This is a genomic window from Lutibacter citreus, from assembly GCF_003260195.1.
Lineage (GTDB): Bacteria > Bacteroidota > Bacteroidia > Flavobacteriales > Flavobacteriaceae > Lutibacter > Lutibacter citreus.
Window position 1 is genome coordinate 221073 of the sequence record NZ_QEIH01000006.1, and the last position, 17145, is coordinate 238217.

The following is a 17145-nucleotide window of genomic DNA, read 5'->3' on the forward strand; positions in this document are numbered from 1 at the left end:
TTAATAACAACGTATTTCAAACATTTTTATACTTTCTGCTCCGTGAGTTTCTTTCAATTTAACACGAATGGCGGTAGTTTTAACTTCATTGAAATTAACTTTTACCAATCGCGTTTTATTATATTCTACTTTTCCTACTTCAACCCAATCACCTTTAATTCGAGCTTCAACACTTAAATTTTTAATTAACTCTGGAGGAATTCCAATAATTTGTCCTTTGTTTTTTTCAGGGTCTTTATGCATCATCATTTTACGTTGCAAGTTTGTATCAAACTTCATTTCAACGCTTGTTAAATTTTGAGGTTTACTCCATTCTAACTGTAACTCTTCATTTAAACCTTCAGATTGCCAATGGTGAATTTTATCGACTTCATCACGTGACACACCATCTAACAATAATTTAGCCTCTCCAGAAGATGTAGAAGACGCAAAAATAGTTGCCACTTTTTTAGCTTTATCTTTTGGATCATTAGCTGGTCGGTATGGAAAATAAGAATCATCACGCAATAATTGCTCTTGCAATTCATTCATATGCTTTTGATATAAACCTCTTGGATTTACACCTTTTTCTGCACACATTGCAGCTGCAGTTCCTGCTGCTTGTCCCATCATAGAACAAGTTCCAATAATTCTAGTTGAAGATAGTGCCATATGAGTAACACTTACATTTCTACCTGCAAATAATAAATTAGATATGTTTCTAGAATATAAACATCTAAAAGGTACTTGATATACTTCGTTAAATCTAGAGTGAAAATAACTAGCAGGTTCTTTAAGATTTTCAATTCCACCTGGGCAATGTTCATCTAAACTCCACCCTCCAAAAGCAATAGCATCGTTAAATTGAGTATTACCTAACAGATCTCCTTCTTTTAAAATATAATCTCCCATAAATCTGCGAGATTCTCTTCTTCCAGGAATAGAGCCAATCCAATCCAACGCAATATTTTCTGCTTCAGGAAAATCTCCCGAATTTTTAATATGGTCCCAAACTCCATAAAAATGCGCCATTAATCTATGACGAATTTCATCTCTTTCACCAATAATATCAACTTTACTACTTAATTCAACCCACCAAAATCCTTCTTTTACTTGCTTTACTTTTCTATGCTTGTCTTTAAAAGCTGTTTCAGCATCAAAAGGAATAGCATAATCTGGCGCATAAAAAGGTACAGGTTTTCCCATGTCTTTGGTAATCATCATAAAACAATCTCCCATTACCCATCCATCTGGCTCATCAGGTGCAAATTTCTCATTAAATTCTGCCTTACCTTCACGTCCCATTCTAAATTCAGCACCTGCTGATGCGGCCATAAATCCGTCACCTGAACAATCGCAAAACATAGCTGCATTTATGGTAAAATCTGTTTCTGTAGTTAATTGTCTACAAACAACTGATTTAATTTTATCGTCATTCATTTCAACACTTAATGCTGAAGTATTCAATAATAATGTTAAATTCTTTTCACGGATAACATAGTTATATAAAACGTGATCCCAAACAGGATAAGATTCTTGTGGATTGTAATGCCAATTTTCAATTAAAAGTTCTTCTACGATACCTGTTTCTCGTTCAACTTTATGTTTGTTTTGCAAGCTAGAAACTCCATTAACAGTAACCCTCATTTCACTGGAAGCATTACCACCCAAAACGGGTCTATCCTGCACTAAAACTACTTTAGCTCCATTTCTAGCTGCGGAAACGGCTGCAGAAATACCAGACATTCCACCACCAATAACTGCAACATCAACATTTAGTGTTTTTCTTCTAATTGGATCTCCTTTAATTCCTTCCACTCCTTCATTCCAATTAAATAATCTTTTATCTGAACTACTTGAAGTTTGTGCAGTAATATCTCCCATAATTGGAAATAATCCTGCGGCTAATGCTCCTTTTGCTCCTGTTTTAAAAAAGTTTCTACGTTTCATTTTTAGGTTTTATGTTTCAATTATATAAAAATCATCAATTATTTTATTACAATGTAATGTTTAAGTAAAATAAATGTACTTCTCAGTCCAAATATCGAAGATTTAATGGGTGAAAGCCTAAAAAGAAGCATTACAAAAACTTAACAATGTAGCTTAAAGCCTCTATTTTATAGATTATTGTTATTAAAGGCACTTAAAAACAATAATGTAATCGATAGCTTATAATCTGCTATTAAACCATTAAATACAAAGAAAAAAATCTATTAACGCTTAGTTTTTTCTACGCTCAGCCTTAACAATTTTATTCATGTGTTTATCAAATGCTTTACCGTTAAAAGGTACAACTACAATTTTACTTGCGTGATTATCATTACCTCTATCTTTACCTTTAAACACATCAATCACAGAAAAAATAAAATGAGTTACATGTCCATTTTCTACATATGCAGTTGGTCTCTCTATAAACTGCCAATCGTTAATAATACCATTGGTATATTTAAATATTTTAGATTCTTCTTTTTTAAAAGCGATTCCTCTATATTTCCAATCAGAAATTCCATCCATTGAAGAAAAATGATGAGATGTTTTTGTTGGCCAGTGATTATAAACAATATGATACATTCCTCCACTAAACCATATTGTTGGATCTTCATTTTTTGTTTGGGGCAATTCAGGGTAGTTTTTGTAAATACGATCTCCCATTATTTTATAAGGGCCTAATATTCCATTTTTACTTAACATTGGCGCGGTAGATCTTCCAATAATCATATAATCTCCATCCGGTCTCAGTAATATTTTAACATTGGACATATGTCCATATGACGCCTGTTTTTTGTTTTGATACCTTGCTAAACCTTCATTAAAACCATTTGGATCAACCTTAATTTTACCTAATAACTTAAAAGGTCCATCAGGCGAATTAGAAACAAAGACTTCTCCTTCTGTAATTTCGCTCGTTACAACAGCATATCTTCCATCATGCATTCGTAATCCAATAACATTATGTCCCATGCCTTCTTTCCAATTAGGGTAAATTAAACCTTTATCAACATAAGGTCCCATAATATTATTACTAACTGCGTGCATTCCTTTTGACCCTAAATGCCAACCTTCACTATGCGACATTTTTTGATCCCAACGACTTGCATAAATATGATAGTTACCATCATCACTTTTTACTATTCTTCCATCCCAATAACAATACTTTTTAAGTTTAGCATCTTCTAAACCATTAGCTGTATCACGTGGCATAACAACTTTATCTCCCCAAGTTCCTTTTAAAATAAGATCAGATTGAGGTTCCATAGGTAGAAAGAAATCTACTAATGATTTTTTAGATTGGGCAGTTATTCCAAAAGACGTGGCTAGAACCAAATAGATTCCTACTAATGAAATTCTTAAAATTTCATCTTTAAAATGTTTCATTTTCCTTATAATTATTTAATTATATATGGTCTATTTGATGTTAACCCAGGTTCTTTGAATTTTTTCATTTGAAGAAATAGTTCTTTTTGCATTTTTGAAGCAATTTCTTTGTATTGTGGATTATTATAAAAGTTAATCAACTCATTTGGATCTTTTTCTAAATCGAATAAATAAGGCATTTCTTTTTTGTCTAGCACTAGTTTATATCTATCACTAACAGCAGAAACCCACCATCCACCGTTTTTGGCAAAGTATGTTATTCTATCACTTGTAATTTCTTTTTTTGAATTTAAAAAATCTTCAGAAGTATCAGTACCTTGAAAGTTAGCCGAATAATTTACACCCATTATATTTAAAATAGTTGGAGCAAAATCTACATTTGTATAGGCTGTATTTAATACTTTACCAGCTTTAATTTTATTTGGATAACGTATTACAAAAGGAATTTTAGCTGAAGCCTCATAAGGTACTCCTTTGTTTCTGCGATTATGCTCAAAAAACATATCTCCGTGATCCGAAGTAAAAATTATAATGGTATTTTCAACCAAATCATTATCTTCTAAAAACTTTAGTATTCTACCAACACTATCATCAATATGTTTTACCATTCCAAAATATTGTTGCAATGCTTTACTATCAAAAGCTTGTTTACCAACTGCCTCATTTGAATCTGGTTTTGACCCTCCAGATTTTGCCCAAGCAGGTTTAATTGCTGTATATTTCGGATCCATTGTTAATGGTTCTTGAATATCCATATCCGCATACATTGTATTGTACGGTGGCTTTGCATAATCTGGAGTATGTGGATCAGGAATTGAAAGCATTAATGCAAACGGCTTGTTTTTATCACGCTCTAAAATTTCTAATGTTTTATCAGTAAAAAAGTCAGTGGCATGGATAATTTCTTCCTTAGGTAATTTTGCTGCAACTTTATCATTAATACCTTTGAATTTTTCACCTTTTATATGAAAATAAGGAGCGTGTCCACCACGCATCATATAACGGTTATCATCAAAACCTGCTTTATACTCAATTCCAAATGTATATTTTTCGTGACCTGCTAAATGCCATTTACCAACATATGAAGTTGAATATCCTTCATCTCTTAAAATAGTTGCAAATGTTGGGATATCTTCACGAATATGCATTCCATTTTTTGGCGCTCCAGTTGCTTGTGGATGCAATCCTGTAACTAAAGATGCTCTAGATGGTGTACACACCGGAGACGATGCATAATAACTTGTGCAAATTGCACCTTCCGTTGCAATTTTATCAATATTTGGCGTATTTACATTGTTTCCTTTTCCCCAAACAAAAGCTTGATCTTCACTCATTATTTTTTGATAACAACTTAGTGTTCTAAAGTTATGCTCATCTGTATGAATAATAACCAAATTAGGTTTCTTAGCTGTTTTATCTGACTTTTTTTGAGCCACACAACTCGTATTTAATAACAAGCAACTTATTGCGATTAGATATAATACTTTTGTTTTCATCTGTTTTTTTTATAAAATAATATTTCACGAAGAAAATAAAGTTTCTTAACAATAGTGTCTCTTTTAGTTTATGAAATGTCTGTTAAGGCTCAATAAATGTCTTTATCAGTAAAAACTTAGAATTCTTCTTAAAGCTCCTTTTTTAATTCTATATCTAAACAAACAACAGAATAACAAATACTTAAACCTAAGTTACATGTTCATTTTCGATGTATCCAATATTCTTAGTTCCCTCTCTAAATCCTGATTGAGTATGAAATTTTCGTTCTCAACATACTAGTCTGACAGCGATAAACATACTTTAGTAGGTAAAACTATTTGTTAGTAGAAAGAACAAAATCAACAGCTCCTGCATTAGTATGATCTACTGTTACTGTCAATTCTTTTTTCCCTTTATTCCATGATTTAGTGATTGCAGACATTTCATTACTAGTTAAGTCAGGCTTAGTTAAACACTTAAATTTCATAACAGAAGGATAACTAGGCAAGCTGTACAATCCTCCTTGCAATGATGGTATTGAAACATATCCATTCACTTGAAAAAATACTGATTTATCATCCGTTCTACATTTACCCATAACATAGCTCATTAAATCGATATTACCCGATAATGATTGAATACCAGAACAATTAATATCTACGGTATACTTTTGTCTGATATCATGGTTTTCTGTAGTATTAAAGACAAAAATAGATTTATCAATTTTCACAGCATAAGCTTCGTTATCACTTTCTGGATAATACTTATTGAGTTTTTCGTCTATATTTTTTTTAGATCGTAATTCTGAAAGCTTCACAACATCTAGTGTTCGTCCATTAACTACCGGTGCAGGTATTCCTGGTTTCGCAAGAAAAGGAACCCCAGAAGGGTATCGATCTGTATTAGGTATTACTTCTAAATATGCCGCTTGAATGATCTCTCCTGAACTTGTGTTCACAACATCATTATATCCTGGAATTTTAGAAATACCAAAGGTATTAGTTAAGTAGTCGTTCCAAATAGTCCCTGGCATATAAGTAAGCCAAGGGCCATCATGCATCTTACCAGATTTTAGACTAGGGTCTACTACAATATTAAAATTATCATTAATTGATTGTACACTAGGTATAATGTTCTCTTTGACAACCGCTTTATAAAAAGGTAACAAGTATCTAGAATACAATTCATTTGGCTCACAGGTATTGTAATGAGCCCAGGTAGAAGGTTCAAGTGCAAAAACCGTACTTCCAAATGTCATTCCGTAGATATACCATTTAAGGTTTTGAATGTAAGGGAAATTTTTCTGACCACCCGTACCATGCCTTTTCTCTAGGAAATCGCCAAGAGCAATAGTATCGACATCTCCAAATTTTTCCCAACACCATCCATCGCTCCAGATTCCTATATTCTTAGTCATCCCTGATAATTTCATTCCCTGTAGCGTACTTATACAAGTATGCGCTCCCCATGGGCTAGTTGTCTTATATACGGGATGAAAATAATCTCCGTAGCCTTCCTTTTCAAATTCATCATAAAAATTATAACTAAAAGTAGGCCATCTAGCTGTTCTCCAATTAATATCTGCCAATTGGAAAGATTTTCCGTATTTTTTTGAAATAGCAAGAGCTCCATAAAATACAGAGTTGCTAGCTTCGTCTGACTGATAGTCATAAAACCTTTCGGTTATTGATGCTCCAATACAATTTGGTAGTTCTCTAGCTATTTTTTCATATTCACCTAATAACCCAATTCTATCTGGTCGCAACTGACTTCCTAAATCATAATAGAATTTATATCCAGCATCATTAAAAAGTTTTGCGAATGCATATACAGATCTCTCACCTGGAATAGAGCTTAGCGTATTGCGAAGATCAAAAACAACATACTCTTTTAATTCCTCAGGTACTATTTTAGCCAACACTTCCTCAGGGTTATTAAAATCAAAAACCTTACATCTTAAACGCATATGGAAAAGAGGCTTGTTTGGACTCGTAAGTCTTTCTGGTTCTTTTCGCGTATGTTTATTATTTACAATTAGATTCCTTGTTGCACTAAATGTAGTTCCGTTATCTCCAGAAACTCTCCAATACCAGGTTCCAGGATCTAATAAAAATTTTTCATTCGAGTGTAATTTCCCTTGATACGTTAAGAAATACACTACATCCATTTTACTTTTAAACTGCTTCTTATGTCCTGTAGGTTTGTGTTCTAACACTCGACCAGAAAAGTCCTGTTGCTTACTTACTTGTAAAATATAAGGACCATCTTTAGTAATCTTAGCTTTAAATGCAACTGCTACATCAGTAAGATTTTCGTTATTATCTGGAAAAAGTAACTCAACACCATTTTGAGCGTTTAAGTAAAAGCTCAGTATAAAGGTTAAAAGAAATACTATTTTTTTCATATTCTAAAATTCTAATTTTCCTTCTTGAAGTTTAACAAGTATAGGCGTAACTATTCTAAACCAATTGTATAAATCTCTACCGTGTTTTCTATAGTTAAATTTTCTTTTTTGTGAAGCAATAACTGGACAGATTCTAATTCACCGATATTAAATGCTGTTCTCAAACTAGGTTTGAAATTATACACCTGAAACTTTGGATAAGCTCTTGGCAGCAAAGGATACTTATCAAAAACTAATTCATCTATTGAAATGGAATATTTCCTTAATTCCGTTCCAACCTGAATTTTCCCTGAATAAGCGCTTCCATCTTTCATTAATAACTGAACAGTAACCGCATTATCTTTGCCTCCAATGGACTGACCATGAAATATAATTTTGTTTTTCGTAATTAAATCCTTCTTTCTTCCAATTATCTTATCCGCACAGTAATATTTAAAACCGAATTCATCCCCATATTTATTTTTCTTAGGATAAGTAAATCGTAGTTTATATAGGTTCGGTATTCCAGATGGATAAACATTTATTTTATCAGACCTTCCCATCTTGGTAATGTTCTCCCAATCATCTGTTGCGTTAAATAAAGTTATCGGTGAACTTGATTCCAATACACTGATAACATAAGGCTTTTCATCATCTAAGCTTAAATCATCACTATAAATACGTCTATCCAACAAATAAGTGTCTTTTTCACCTCCGGGATAACTATAGTAGTCCCCGTTTATTTTACAGCTGATATAATATCTTATCAACTGACTCGTTTTTAAATAATTTTTAGGAACTGCCAATTCATACTTAAATCCGTTGTCCAATTTATGCAGAGGAAAAACTTCTTGTTTTCTTTGATTTAAAATAATAACCTCAACCTGTTCAATGTTATTTTCAGTAATAACTTCAGCTTCTAAGACTAAATTCTCTCCAACAGAAACTGTTTTTGGCGCGTGATGTAACACATAATTTTGTTTGGGTTTATTAGCAGGAATATGGAACTCTTTTAACTGCTCTTTAACCGAATAATTTATTTCTTTAGCTTGTAACAAATAAACTCCTGGGCTAACAAGAATTGAAAATTCATTAGCTGAAGTACTTGTTACATTTCCTTTGTTAATTCCATTTGACCTAAAATTGCTCCCTAGTTCTGGAATATTTATTTTCATTGAATGCTCTCTAGAAATTGTTACAGCAACTTCTCCATAGGTATAAGGCACAAAAAAAGGATCTTTTACCCAATGAGCATCTGGCATAACTTCTAGCCTCCAAACTCCTTTTTCTAACTTATCTAAAAAGTATGCACCTGTACCTAAATACTGAACTATTGGTGAATTACCAGTTCCAGCAATTTTCTCTAACTTTTTAACACTCTTTGGAAGTGTTTCTGTTGAATTACTATACAAGAATTTTTTATCGCTATTCATTTCAGTCAGATCATTTTCATAACTCAAGCTGAAATCATCAAATTCATTGTTATCAGGGAAACGACCGAAACTTTTATTTAGCGCCACTTTATGAAAAACTTCAGAAGCTATCATTAAACCAATGGCTTTTTTTGGCGTATATGCCAAATTTAAAAAGTGGGTTTTATACGCAACATTTGTATGAGCAGCATGCAAGGCGTCATAAGAGAAATGAGCCACAAATTGAAACCCTGCCTCTCTAAAACTTCTTGCCATTGCTGGGTACATATAAGCACCTTTAGTATCTGAAGGACTAAATTCATAAACAAATTTTGGTCTTTTAGATTCTGTTAATTTATCTTGAAACGGAACAATATATTGATCTACATTTGGTAATAAATTACCTTTTTGTTCGTGATTTGAAGTTAAACCTGTAGGGTACCATTGAAAACTTCCTCCATCAATTTTTGTATCCAAAACATCATCTATAAAATCTGAACAAGTTGTCATATTGTACATAAGAGGCTTATCACAACCTGTGCTTCTGATTGCTTTGTACATTTTACCAATGTACTTTTTAATCAACTTTGGTTCTTTCCAATGTTTAGGTTCATTTACAATTTCAAAAGCAATGATATCCGGATCGTCTTTGTAAGCAATTCCTGTTAATGGATTTATATGAGAAACAAATTGCTTTAGATAGTTTTCCTGAGCAGGAAAGGCTTTTTCATTAGATAAACATCCAACACCCATGCCGTATTTTGCAGTAAATGAATTTGTGTTACCTCCACCACCTAAATACATTGGGGTAATATACATTTTTATCCCTCTTTCCTTTAATTTAAACAATAAATAATCAAATAATTCAAAATGTTGATTGTATATTAAGTTTCCTTTTTCATCAACTATAAAAGATTCCATTACATGAATTCTAAATCCATCAATTCCTAATCGAGCCATATGATAAACATCTTCATCAATTGCTTTTTTATGGTTATCACCAATTAAAGGAGCACGTTGATTCCAATAGGCAAAAGGCACCGAATAATTAGTTCCAAAAACACAAACCTCTTCTTTGTTCTTTGACCAACGCATAATTCCATTATCATCTATATAGGTTGAAGACTGACCAAATGATTCCATTGAAAAAATAAAAGCAAAAAGAATTAAAACTATTTTTCTCATAAGTGACTACATTAATCTAATATTATAGTGCTTCTTCTATTCAACATCTAAAAAGACAAACAAACCACATACTCATTTTGGATTAGACAAGGTTCTATACATCCCTTTTTTTTATGGTCTTTTCTAATTTTTGACCTGATTACCTTTCCCTTTTTTTATAATCAAATCTTTTCCCTTATTAAATTTTGGAGCTGGCAACCTTTTTCCTGTTTTATAATCAAGGCCTTTACCATAATATGGATATTTATCAAAAATAGCTCCATTTCCTAATGTACGAGGATCCCCTTGCAATGTTAATTCGGCTTCCATCTGAGCTCTCATTTTTTCACTTATTCCTATAAAAATTGGTGAGTACGCTAAATTCACCATACAATGTGGGTCATCTTCAATATTGTACAATTCATCTTCTTGTCTTTTCCCAAAACTCATTATAAAATATTGATATTCTGCATTTTCAGGTTTTAAATCAGTTAAATATTTTTTAGTAGGTGATGCATCACAGTTTAAAAAGCCAAATTCTGGGTTCCCAACTGGCCATCTTTCTGGTTTTATATTATGAACATACAAATATTTACTTGTTCTAATAGCACGAACTGGGTAGGACAAATCTGTACCATCTTGATTGGAACGCCCTACATCATGTCTTTCTCTACCTAACAGTACATGGTCTCTTTTTTCATCTATTTGACCTGATTTATTTGAAAACAATAAGTCTTTAAAACTGTTCCCTGTCATTTGTTCGTGAGGTTTTAAACCAGCTAATTCCATAAATGTTGGAGCAAGGTCTGGAAAACTAATAAAATCTTCAACAACGCGACCAGATTGTATTTTTCCTTTCCAATAAACAATCATAGGCACATGAAAACCTTCTTCATAAATTTGTCCCTTTACTCGTGGAAAAGGCATTCCGTGATCAGAAGTAATTACAATCATGGTATTTTCTAACAAGCCTTTTTCTTCTAAAATTTTAATAGCTTTTCCAACATGAGAATCAAACCATTCAACTTCCACAGCATAATCTAAAATATCACCTCTAACCGTTACATTATCTGGATAAAAAGGAGGTACTTTAACATCTTTTAACTTTTTATGTTCCTTTTTCCATGAGTCTAATTCATAAAAACGATGTGGCTCTTTAGTTCCTAACCAAAAACAAAAAGGAGTATTCTCTTTATCCTCTTTTAAAAATAATTCAAAATTTGAAGCGTAATCAATATTACTTATTCCTTTATGTGGCGGATGTAATTTAATGGTATTATACTCTGGTCCTGCGGGATTGTATTTCCCTTCATATATTCCTGGGCCCCAACCTTTACCTGAAAAACCAACATGATACCCTTTTTGCATTAATAAGTGTGGGTAAAACTTAAATTCAGAAGGAAATTTTGGATTGTGATTTGTTGCTGCTTTTAGTTGCCAACTGTATTTCCCGGTCACTATACAAGCTCTTGCAGGCGCACATTTAGGATTACAGTTATAGGCATTTGTAAAAACTAAACCTTCTTTAGCTAATTCATCTATTGAAGGCGTGTTTATAAAAGTATCTCCATATGCACCAAAACTTTTCATTGAAGCATCATCGGCAATACAAAATAAAATATTAGGCCTTATATTATTTGAATTTTGTGCTTGAATTTTTACATTAAAAAAACTTGAAAAAAATACTAAAACAATGCTTGTAACTTTTAATTTAAACTTCATTTATTATAATTATTAAACTTAAACTCTTTGATTCCTAACAATTTATTTACCATAAATAAATCCAATATATATTTACATCATTTGACTAAAAGCACTCCAAAACAACTTTCTTCTTAATATAAAATTTAGAACATTCAACAATACTAACCAGTTCTAAATTTTAAATAAACCGAAAATTAATTCCAGAAACAGCTACGCCTTATGATGATAATTTTAACATCCCTAAAACTTGAAATAAAATTAGTAACATCTTTTTAATTTCTATCAATTTACTAGGGCTTTTAGTTGTTCTTTAATTTTTTTTAAAACTTCTTCATTTTTTATTGTTCGATTATATTGTACCATTCCAACGGATTAACTCTATAATCATACAATTATCCAAAAACTTCTGTAAAAACAATATCTATAATCTTCATTTCTTAAGATATTATTACTTCTCATCTTTTTAAGTTTTTCTAAAATAATTTTATACAAAAATGCCCTTTTAAACTAAAAATTATGTGAATTGGAGTAAATGAAATGTAGCTGTTAGTAATAATGAATAAACTAACTTTTCTACTGAAAGAAACATTCTCCCAGCTTAAAAATATACTTATCTCACTAATTACAAATCCCTCACCTAAGAAATTAATTTTAAAACTGTAATCTCTAAAGAATAAGACAATCTATATCTATTTTTATCTCTTTCACCAATAATATCTAAACATTAACCTATAACACATTTTTTATTAAATAAAAAAATCTCTTAACAGTTTAAATCTCTAATACTGAATTTGGAGGTAATGGTACTTTGTTAGCTTTTCTCCATTGAACCAATTCTGCCAACATCTTTTTTGTGATTTCCTCTTCTTTTTTAGCGATATTATCACTTTCAGTTACATCATTCACTAAATTATAAAGTTCTAATTTACCTGTAGCTAAAAACTGAATTAATTTATAATTTCCTTTTCTAATTACAGAACAAGTTCCGTGTTTCCATTGGCTATTTATTTGCCAAAACAATGGTCTTTCAATAAACAACTTACTATCTTTCTCAAAAATTTCAGTTACAGAATTTCCATCTAAAATCCCATTATAATCTTTTATTCCAGCAACATCCATTAATGTAGGAAAAATATCTAAGCATGTAACAGCTACATCACTTCGTCTTGGTGTAACTTTATTTGGCCAGTTAATTAACATTGGCACTTTTATTCCTCCTTCATAAATATATCCTTTTGAATCTCTCAATAACTTATTAGAACTTGTATTTCCATTCTGGCCATTATCTGAAGTAACAATAATTAATGTATTTTCACGAAGTCCATTTTTATTTAAATAATCAACTACACGGCCAATATTATCATCAACAGATTCTACCATAGAAGCATAACCAGCCATTTTTTCTTTTATTTTTTCATTTGCAGCAATTCCTTGTCCCGTAACAGAATCTACAGGTTTTGTTAAGTACTTTTGAAGTAACTCTTCACTTCTTGCTCTTATTGGACGATGAACTGCATAAAAGTTTAAGTTAATTAAAAACGGTCCATCTTTATGTTCTCCTATAAACTCAATAGCATCATCAGTTAATCTATCTGTTAACCAATTATCATTTGGTTTTTTTTCAATAAATGGATTGCTAAATGGCGCCCAATATCCTCCTGAAACACTTTTATAACCATTTACTTCAAGCGCTGGATCTCCCCTATAAGTTCCACCAACATTTTTTATAAAACCTCTTCCTTTAGGATAATATTGTTGAACTTCTGGTAATTTATGAACCTCTGCCCAATCATAAACTCCGGGATCTGGCTGCGTTAATTTCTGCTTAATAGGAAAATGCATTTTCAATTCCTCTTTTGGATTTGGTCCAACTATATGCCATTTACCTAAATGAATAGATTTGTAACCAGCTTCAGCCAAAGGCTCTGCATAAATAGGATGTTCTTTCCCAACCGTCCAACGCGAAAATATATTTTCTTTATCTGTACCTTTTTCTAAAACAGGCACCGTATAAACTCCAGTTCTAAAAGATTGTTTCCCTGTAAATATTGCTGTTCTAGAAGGCGAACAAGTTGGATACATATACGCATTATTTAACACTAAACTTTTTTTAGATAAAGCATCTAAATTTGGTGTTTCAAAAAACTTTGACCCATTAAAACCAACATCTGCATATCCTAAATCATCAACTAAAATGAAAACAATATTTGGTTTTCTAGCTTTCTCCTTTTTCACTTCCTCTGAACTTTTACAAGACGAAAAAATTGACAGAATTAACACAAAACTTACTAACTTAAATTGATTCAAATTCATATTTATCTTAATTGAGTTACTTCAACAAAAAACACCTCATTAGGTTTTAATGTTGGGTTTGAACTTACCTCTATTCCTTTTATTAAATCTTTACAAATTATTTTACTTGTATTGTTTAATTCAATTTTTAACGTTGTTTCCTTTTTACCTAAGTTAACCGCAGAAATCACGTAGTTTCCTTTGCTATTTTTTACAGCTTTCCAAGTACACACTTTTACGCCTAACTCATTAGTTTCAGAAATAGTGATTTCTGGCAGTGAATTTTTATCTTTCAAAATTGAAAGTGCTTTCGTTTTTATTTCAGAAACACTATTTAATTTTATCAATTTACCTTTACTTCCATTTAACTCAACCAACGGTTTTCCATATTCGCTTTTCTTTAAACTTATTTCATCAATAATTACAGTTCCGCCATTATCTAAATAATTTTGAACCGCTTTTAATTCTGAAGTTGTTACAAACGGTGTTTTGTAAACCAATACGGCATCCCACTTATTATTATCTTGCTTATTAATAATATCTTTTGAAACAAAACCTAACGGAGTTCCTTCAAAATTTAAAGCCTCATACAAATGATAGATATCATCCATATGTTTTTCTTTATTTATTGCTGAAGTTTTTGAATAAAAAATTCGCAACGGTTTTCTTTGGCGCTGCATTGCCATAATTTCTTCAGAATAAGTATTTAAATCAATAATAGTAGTTGCAACTTCATTTGTAACTCTAGGTTGTTGATTGTTTGAACCTGCATAACCCTTACCTGCTTTTTTAGGTACAGAACCATCTTCTTTTCTAGGCCAAAACCAAATCTGACTCGCAGTCATACCATATGTATGAGCCAACCAAAATGTTGCTCTAGCATATGCTGGCTGTAAATCTAAGTTTCTTGATCTTCCTGTTGATAGGTAATGTAATTCTGAATTAAAATTTATTTTATTTGGGCTTACCGATTTCATAAAATCGTATCCCATACATAACTCTCTCCATTCAAAACCGTAATGCTCTTCCCATTCATATTTTGGCCCCCACATTCTTGTATGTTCTGCTCCAGAATCGTTCCCAATAATACCACACATTTCTGTAAGTGTTTCTAAATCTATACCGTGAACACGTTGATTTTCGGTCCAAAGATTTGGCATTATTTTTAAATGAACTTTAGCTTCTGGATCGTACTTTACAATTTCAGATTTTAAAAACTTATACCACTCCGTAACTCGATACATATTAAATAAAGTCCAATCGAACCATTTTGGAGTTCCACGTAAACTTGTATCTATTGGAATTTCAATAGATACATTATCAAAACTTGCAAAACTTGTTTCCCATAAGTTATTTAACTCGCCAATAGAACTATGCTTGTTTTTTAGCCAAACTCTAAATTTCTCAATTGTATATTTAGAAACTGGTCCAGATGCCCAAGCCAATTTTTCACCAGTTTTTTGGGTATAGAAATGTGGCTCGTTACACAACATATACCCTAATTGAGAATAATTTTTACCAGCCATATGAGGAACAACTCCACTTAATAACTTTTGTTGAACATCTCTTGCTCCAGGATTATCAATATCATATGCCGTATATGTATCTTCTCTCATACTAAAATTTGGACCATATTTTTCTTTAGACCATTTTGGAACACCTTTATGATTCATAAAAATGAAACCCAAAGAACCATCTGGCTTAGAGGTTAGCTCTTTCATTCTTTTAGGATTGATAGTTCCATCTTCTTTTACAACAAAAGAAGGGGTTAGAAAGAAACCATCTTGATTTCCATGATACTCAGTTAATTTTTTACTATTTGGTTTCCAAGTATAATCTGCCAAGAAAACTGGTTTGTTTTTATATGTAAGTTGATCCCCTTCTACTTTAACTTTTGTCCAATCTACATGAGGTGCAGATTTTCTAAATACTTTTTTACTCAACAGTAATTTTAGATAATCTGTAGCTTCATTAAGCATAAGAATTACATCATTACGTTCAAAATTGGCTAAATTTCCAGCCATCTCTTTAGCTTCTTTTTGGTATCTTTTTACCTTTTTAAAATAATCTTCATTAACATCTAAATTTTTTTCATCCCAAGTTGCAAATTCTAAAAACATTTCAGCAGTTCTAATTGTTGTTTTTTCTTTTAAAACATCAATTCCTTTTTTCTCAGCCTTTTCAATAAGTTTTTCAAGTTCAGTTATTTTTGTTTTTGCTTGCTCGTCTAATGATTGCGCACTTGCAATTACTGATGCAAATAAAAAAGCTATTACAAATCCTCTTTTAAACGTTTTAAATAATATCATAATTATATCGAAGTCTATTTATCAATAATCAAATTAACAATTAAACATGAAAATGTATGTTATTACAAGTTCATAAAATGTATCTTGTAGTTTATTTCAAAACAAAAAATGAGGTAAACTTAGCGTTTACCTCATTTGAATGTATTTCTCAATACTATTTGGCTTAATTATTTAAAATCCTGCAGCCTTTTTTATTTTCTTAGGAAATTTTTTAATTGGTCTAATATATATTCCTTTAGCATAACATGCCGCTCCTTCAGATTGAATTTGAATTTGACCAGAATCTAGTTTTTTACCTTCGTGAGTACGTGCATCTTTTAAAGCTAAAACTACTTTACCATTTATAACGTGAACTGCACTATCTTCAATCACATATAAATCAATACGAGTCCATTCCCCTTTTGGGCTTTCTGCGTCGACAGATCTTTTTGCAGTTTTTGAGATTTTAGTTCCTTTTGGATCCCAATGATTAGTTTTATCTGCTGTAACATTAGATTTCGTTCCTGCCAAACAATATAAATCTCCCATATCACCTTCTTGAATTTGCAATTCTAAACAACGTTTCCAAACATTCCAAAATGCTCCGTGATCTCCATAGCAATGGTATAATAAACCGTTATCCCTTTTTGCTTCTAAACGAGGTGCCCACTTTTTTTCTCCCCATTTAAATAACATTGTTAAATGATAGTTTCCATATTCTTTTTTTGAAGTTAACCCAGCGTACACTTCTCCTGAAATATTTAAAACAGGTGCTCCTTTTTCATCTAAAGTAACTTTATAAACTCCCATTTCATTACTTAAACCAATAGCTTCAACTGGTTTTCCATCTTTAGGAATTACATAACCAGCAGGAAAATTTTTAACCGTTTTATCTGGAACACCAGTCCAAACATCCCAATTAGATAATTCTTTATCTAAAAGAGGTTTCCAATTTTTTGAAGATTTTCTTTTTGTAGGAACCTTTGATTTTGTTTGTGAAAGCATAGGTAAACTAATTGCAAGGCAAAAAGCAACTATTCCTATTTTTAAGTAACTATTTTTCATTGTTCAA

Annotated in this window: 9 protein-coding genes; all 9 read right to left on the bottom strand. The window is 31.5% G+C overall.

Going from position 1 to position 17145, the window contains the following annotated elements; genetic code table 11:
- Entirely contained in the window at window positions 1-1929 is a 1929-nt protein-coding gene (locus DAD81_RS13875) for an FAD-dependent oxidoreductase (protein ID WP_111708880.1), read from the bottom strand.
- A gap of 270 nt (window positions 1930-2199) precedes the next feature.
- Window positions 2200-3354, bottom strand: coding sequence for a glycoside hydrolase family protein (locus tag DAD81_RS13880; protein WP_111708881.1), 1155 nt, complete (start codon window positions 3352-3354; stop codon window positions 2200-2202).
- 11 nt (window positions 3355-3365) lie between these two features.
- Window positions 3366-4850 carry a sulfatase family protein gene (locus DAD81_RS13885; protein WP_111708882.1) on the bottom strand — a complete coding sequence of 495 codons (1485 nt, stop codon included), beginning with the start codon at window positions 4848-4850 and terminating at the stop codon, window positions 3366-3368.
- Between the two features lie 314 nt (window positions 4851-5164).
- The gene (locus tag DAD81_RS13890; protein ID WP_111708883.1) at window positions 5165-7234 is read right to left on the bottom strand and encodes a glycoside hydrolase family 98 domain-containing protein; all 2070 of its coding nucleotides are present in this window, start codon (window positions 7232-7234) and stop codon (window positions 5165-5167) included.
- 50 nt (window positions 7235-7284) lie between these two features.
- Window positions 7285-9810 (bottom strand): glycoside hydrolase 5 family protein, encoded by a 2526-nt coding sequence (locus tag DAD81_RS13895; protein ID WP_111708884.1) that lies wholly within the window; start codon window positions 9808-9810, stop codon window positions 7285-7287.
- Between the two features lie 123 nt (window positions 9811-9933).
- Entirely contained in the window at window positions 9934-11511 is a 1578-nt protein-coding gene (locus tag DAD81_RS13900) for a sulfatase family protein (RefSeq protein ID WP_111708885.1), read from the bottom strand.
- Between the two features lie 753 nt (window positions 11512-12264).
- Window positions 12265-13728: a sulfatase gene (locus DAD81_RS13905; RefSeq protein WP_245949287.1), complete on the bottom strand. Its 1464-nt coding sequence runs from the start codon at window positions 13726-13728 to the stop codon at window positions 12265-12267.
- An 80-nt stretch (window positions 13729-13808) separates the two neighbouring features.
- A complete protein-coding gene (locus DAD81_RS13910) occupies window positions 13809-16094 on the bottom strand; it encodes a beta-galactosidase (RefSeq protein WP_111708887.1) in 2286 nt (761 codons plus the stop codon).
- Window positions 16095-16265: 171 nt separating this feature from the next.
- A complete protein-coding gene (locus DAD81_RS13915) occupies window positions 16266-17138 on the bottom strand; it encodes a 3-keto-disaccharide hydrolase (protein WP_111708888.1) in 873 nt (290 codons plus the stop codon).
- Between the last annotated feature and the right edge of the window lie 7 nt (window positions 17139-17145).

What these genes read in the sequence shown, in the direction of transcription:
- DAD81_RS13880 (WP_111708881.1), bottom strand. Translation starts at nt 3,354, where the DNA reads ATGAAACATTTTAAAGATGAAATTTTAAGAATTTCATTAGTAGGAATC.
- DAD81_RS13910 (WP_111708887.1), bottom strand. Translation starts at nt 16,094, where the DNA reads ATGATATTATTTAAAACGTTTAAAAGAGGATTTGTAATAGCTTTTTTA.
- DAD81_RS13890 (WP_111708883.1), bottom strand. Translation starts at nt 7,234, where the DNA reads ATGAAAAAAATAGTATTTCTTTTAACCTTTATACTGAGCTTTTACTTA.
- DAD81_RS13875 (WP_111708880.1), bottom strand. Translation starts at nt 1,929, where the DNA reads ATGAAACGTAGAAACTTTTTTAAAACAGGAGCAAAAGGAGCATTAGCC.
- DAD81_RS13900 (WP_111708885.1), bottom strand. Translation starts at nt 11,511, where the DNA reads ATGAAGTTTAAATTAAAAGTTACAAGCATTGTTTTAGTATTTTTTTCA.
- DAD81_RS13895 (WP_111708884.1), bottom strand. Translation starts at nt 9,810, where the DNA reads ATGAGAAAAATAGTTTTAATTCTTTTTGCTTTTATTTTTTCAATGGAA.
- DAD81_RS13915 (WP_111708888.1), bottom strand. Translation starts at nt 17,138, where the DNA reads ATGAAAAATAGTTACTTAAAAATAGGAATAGTTGCTTTTTGCCTTGCA.
- DAD81_RS13885 (WP_111708882.1), bottom strand. Translation starts at nt 4,850, where the DNA reads ATGAAAACAAAAGTATTATATCTAATCGCAATAAGTTGCTTGTTATTA.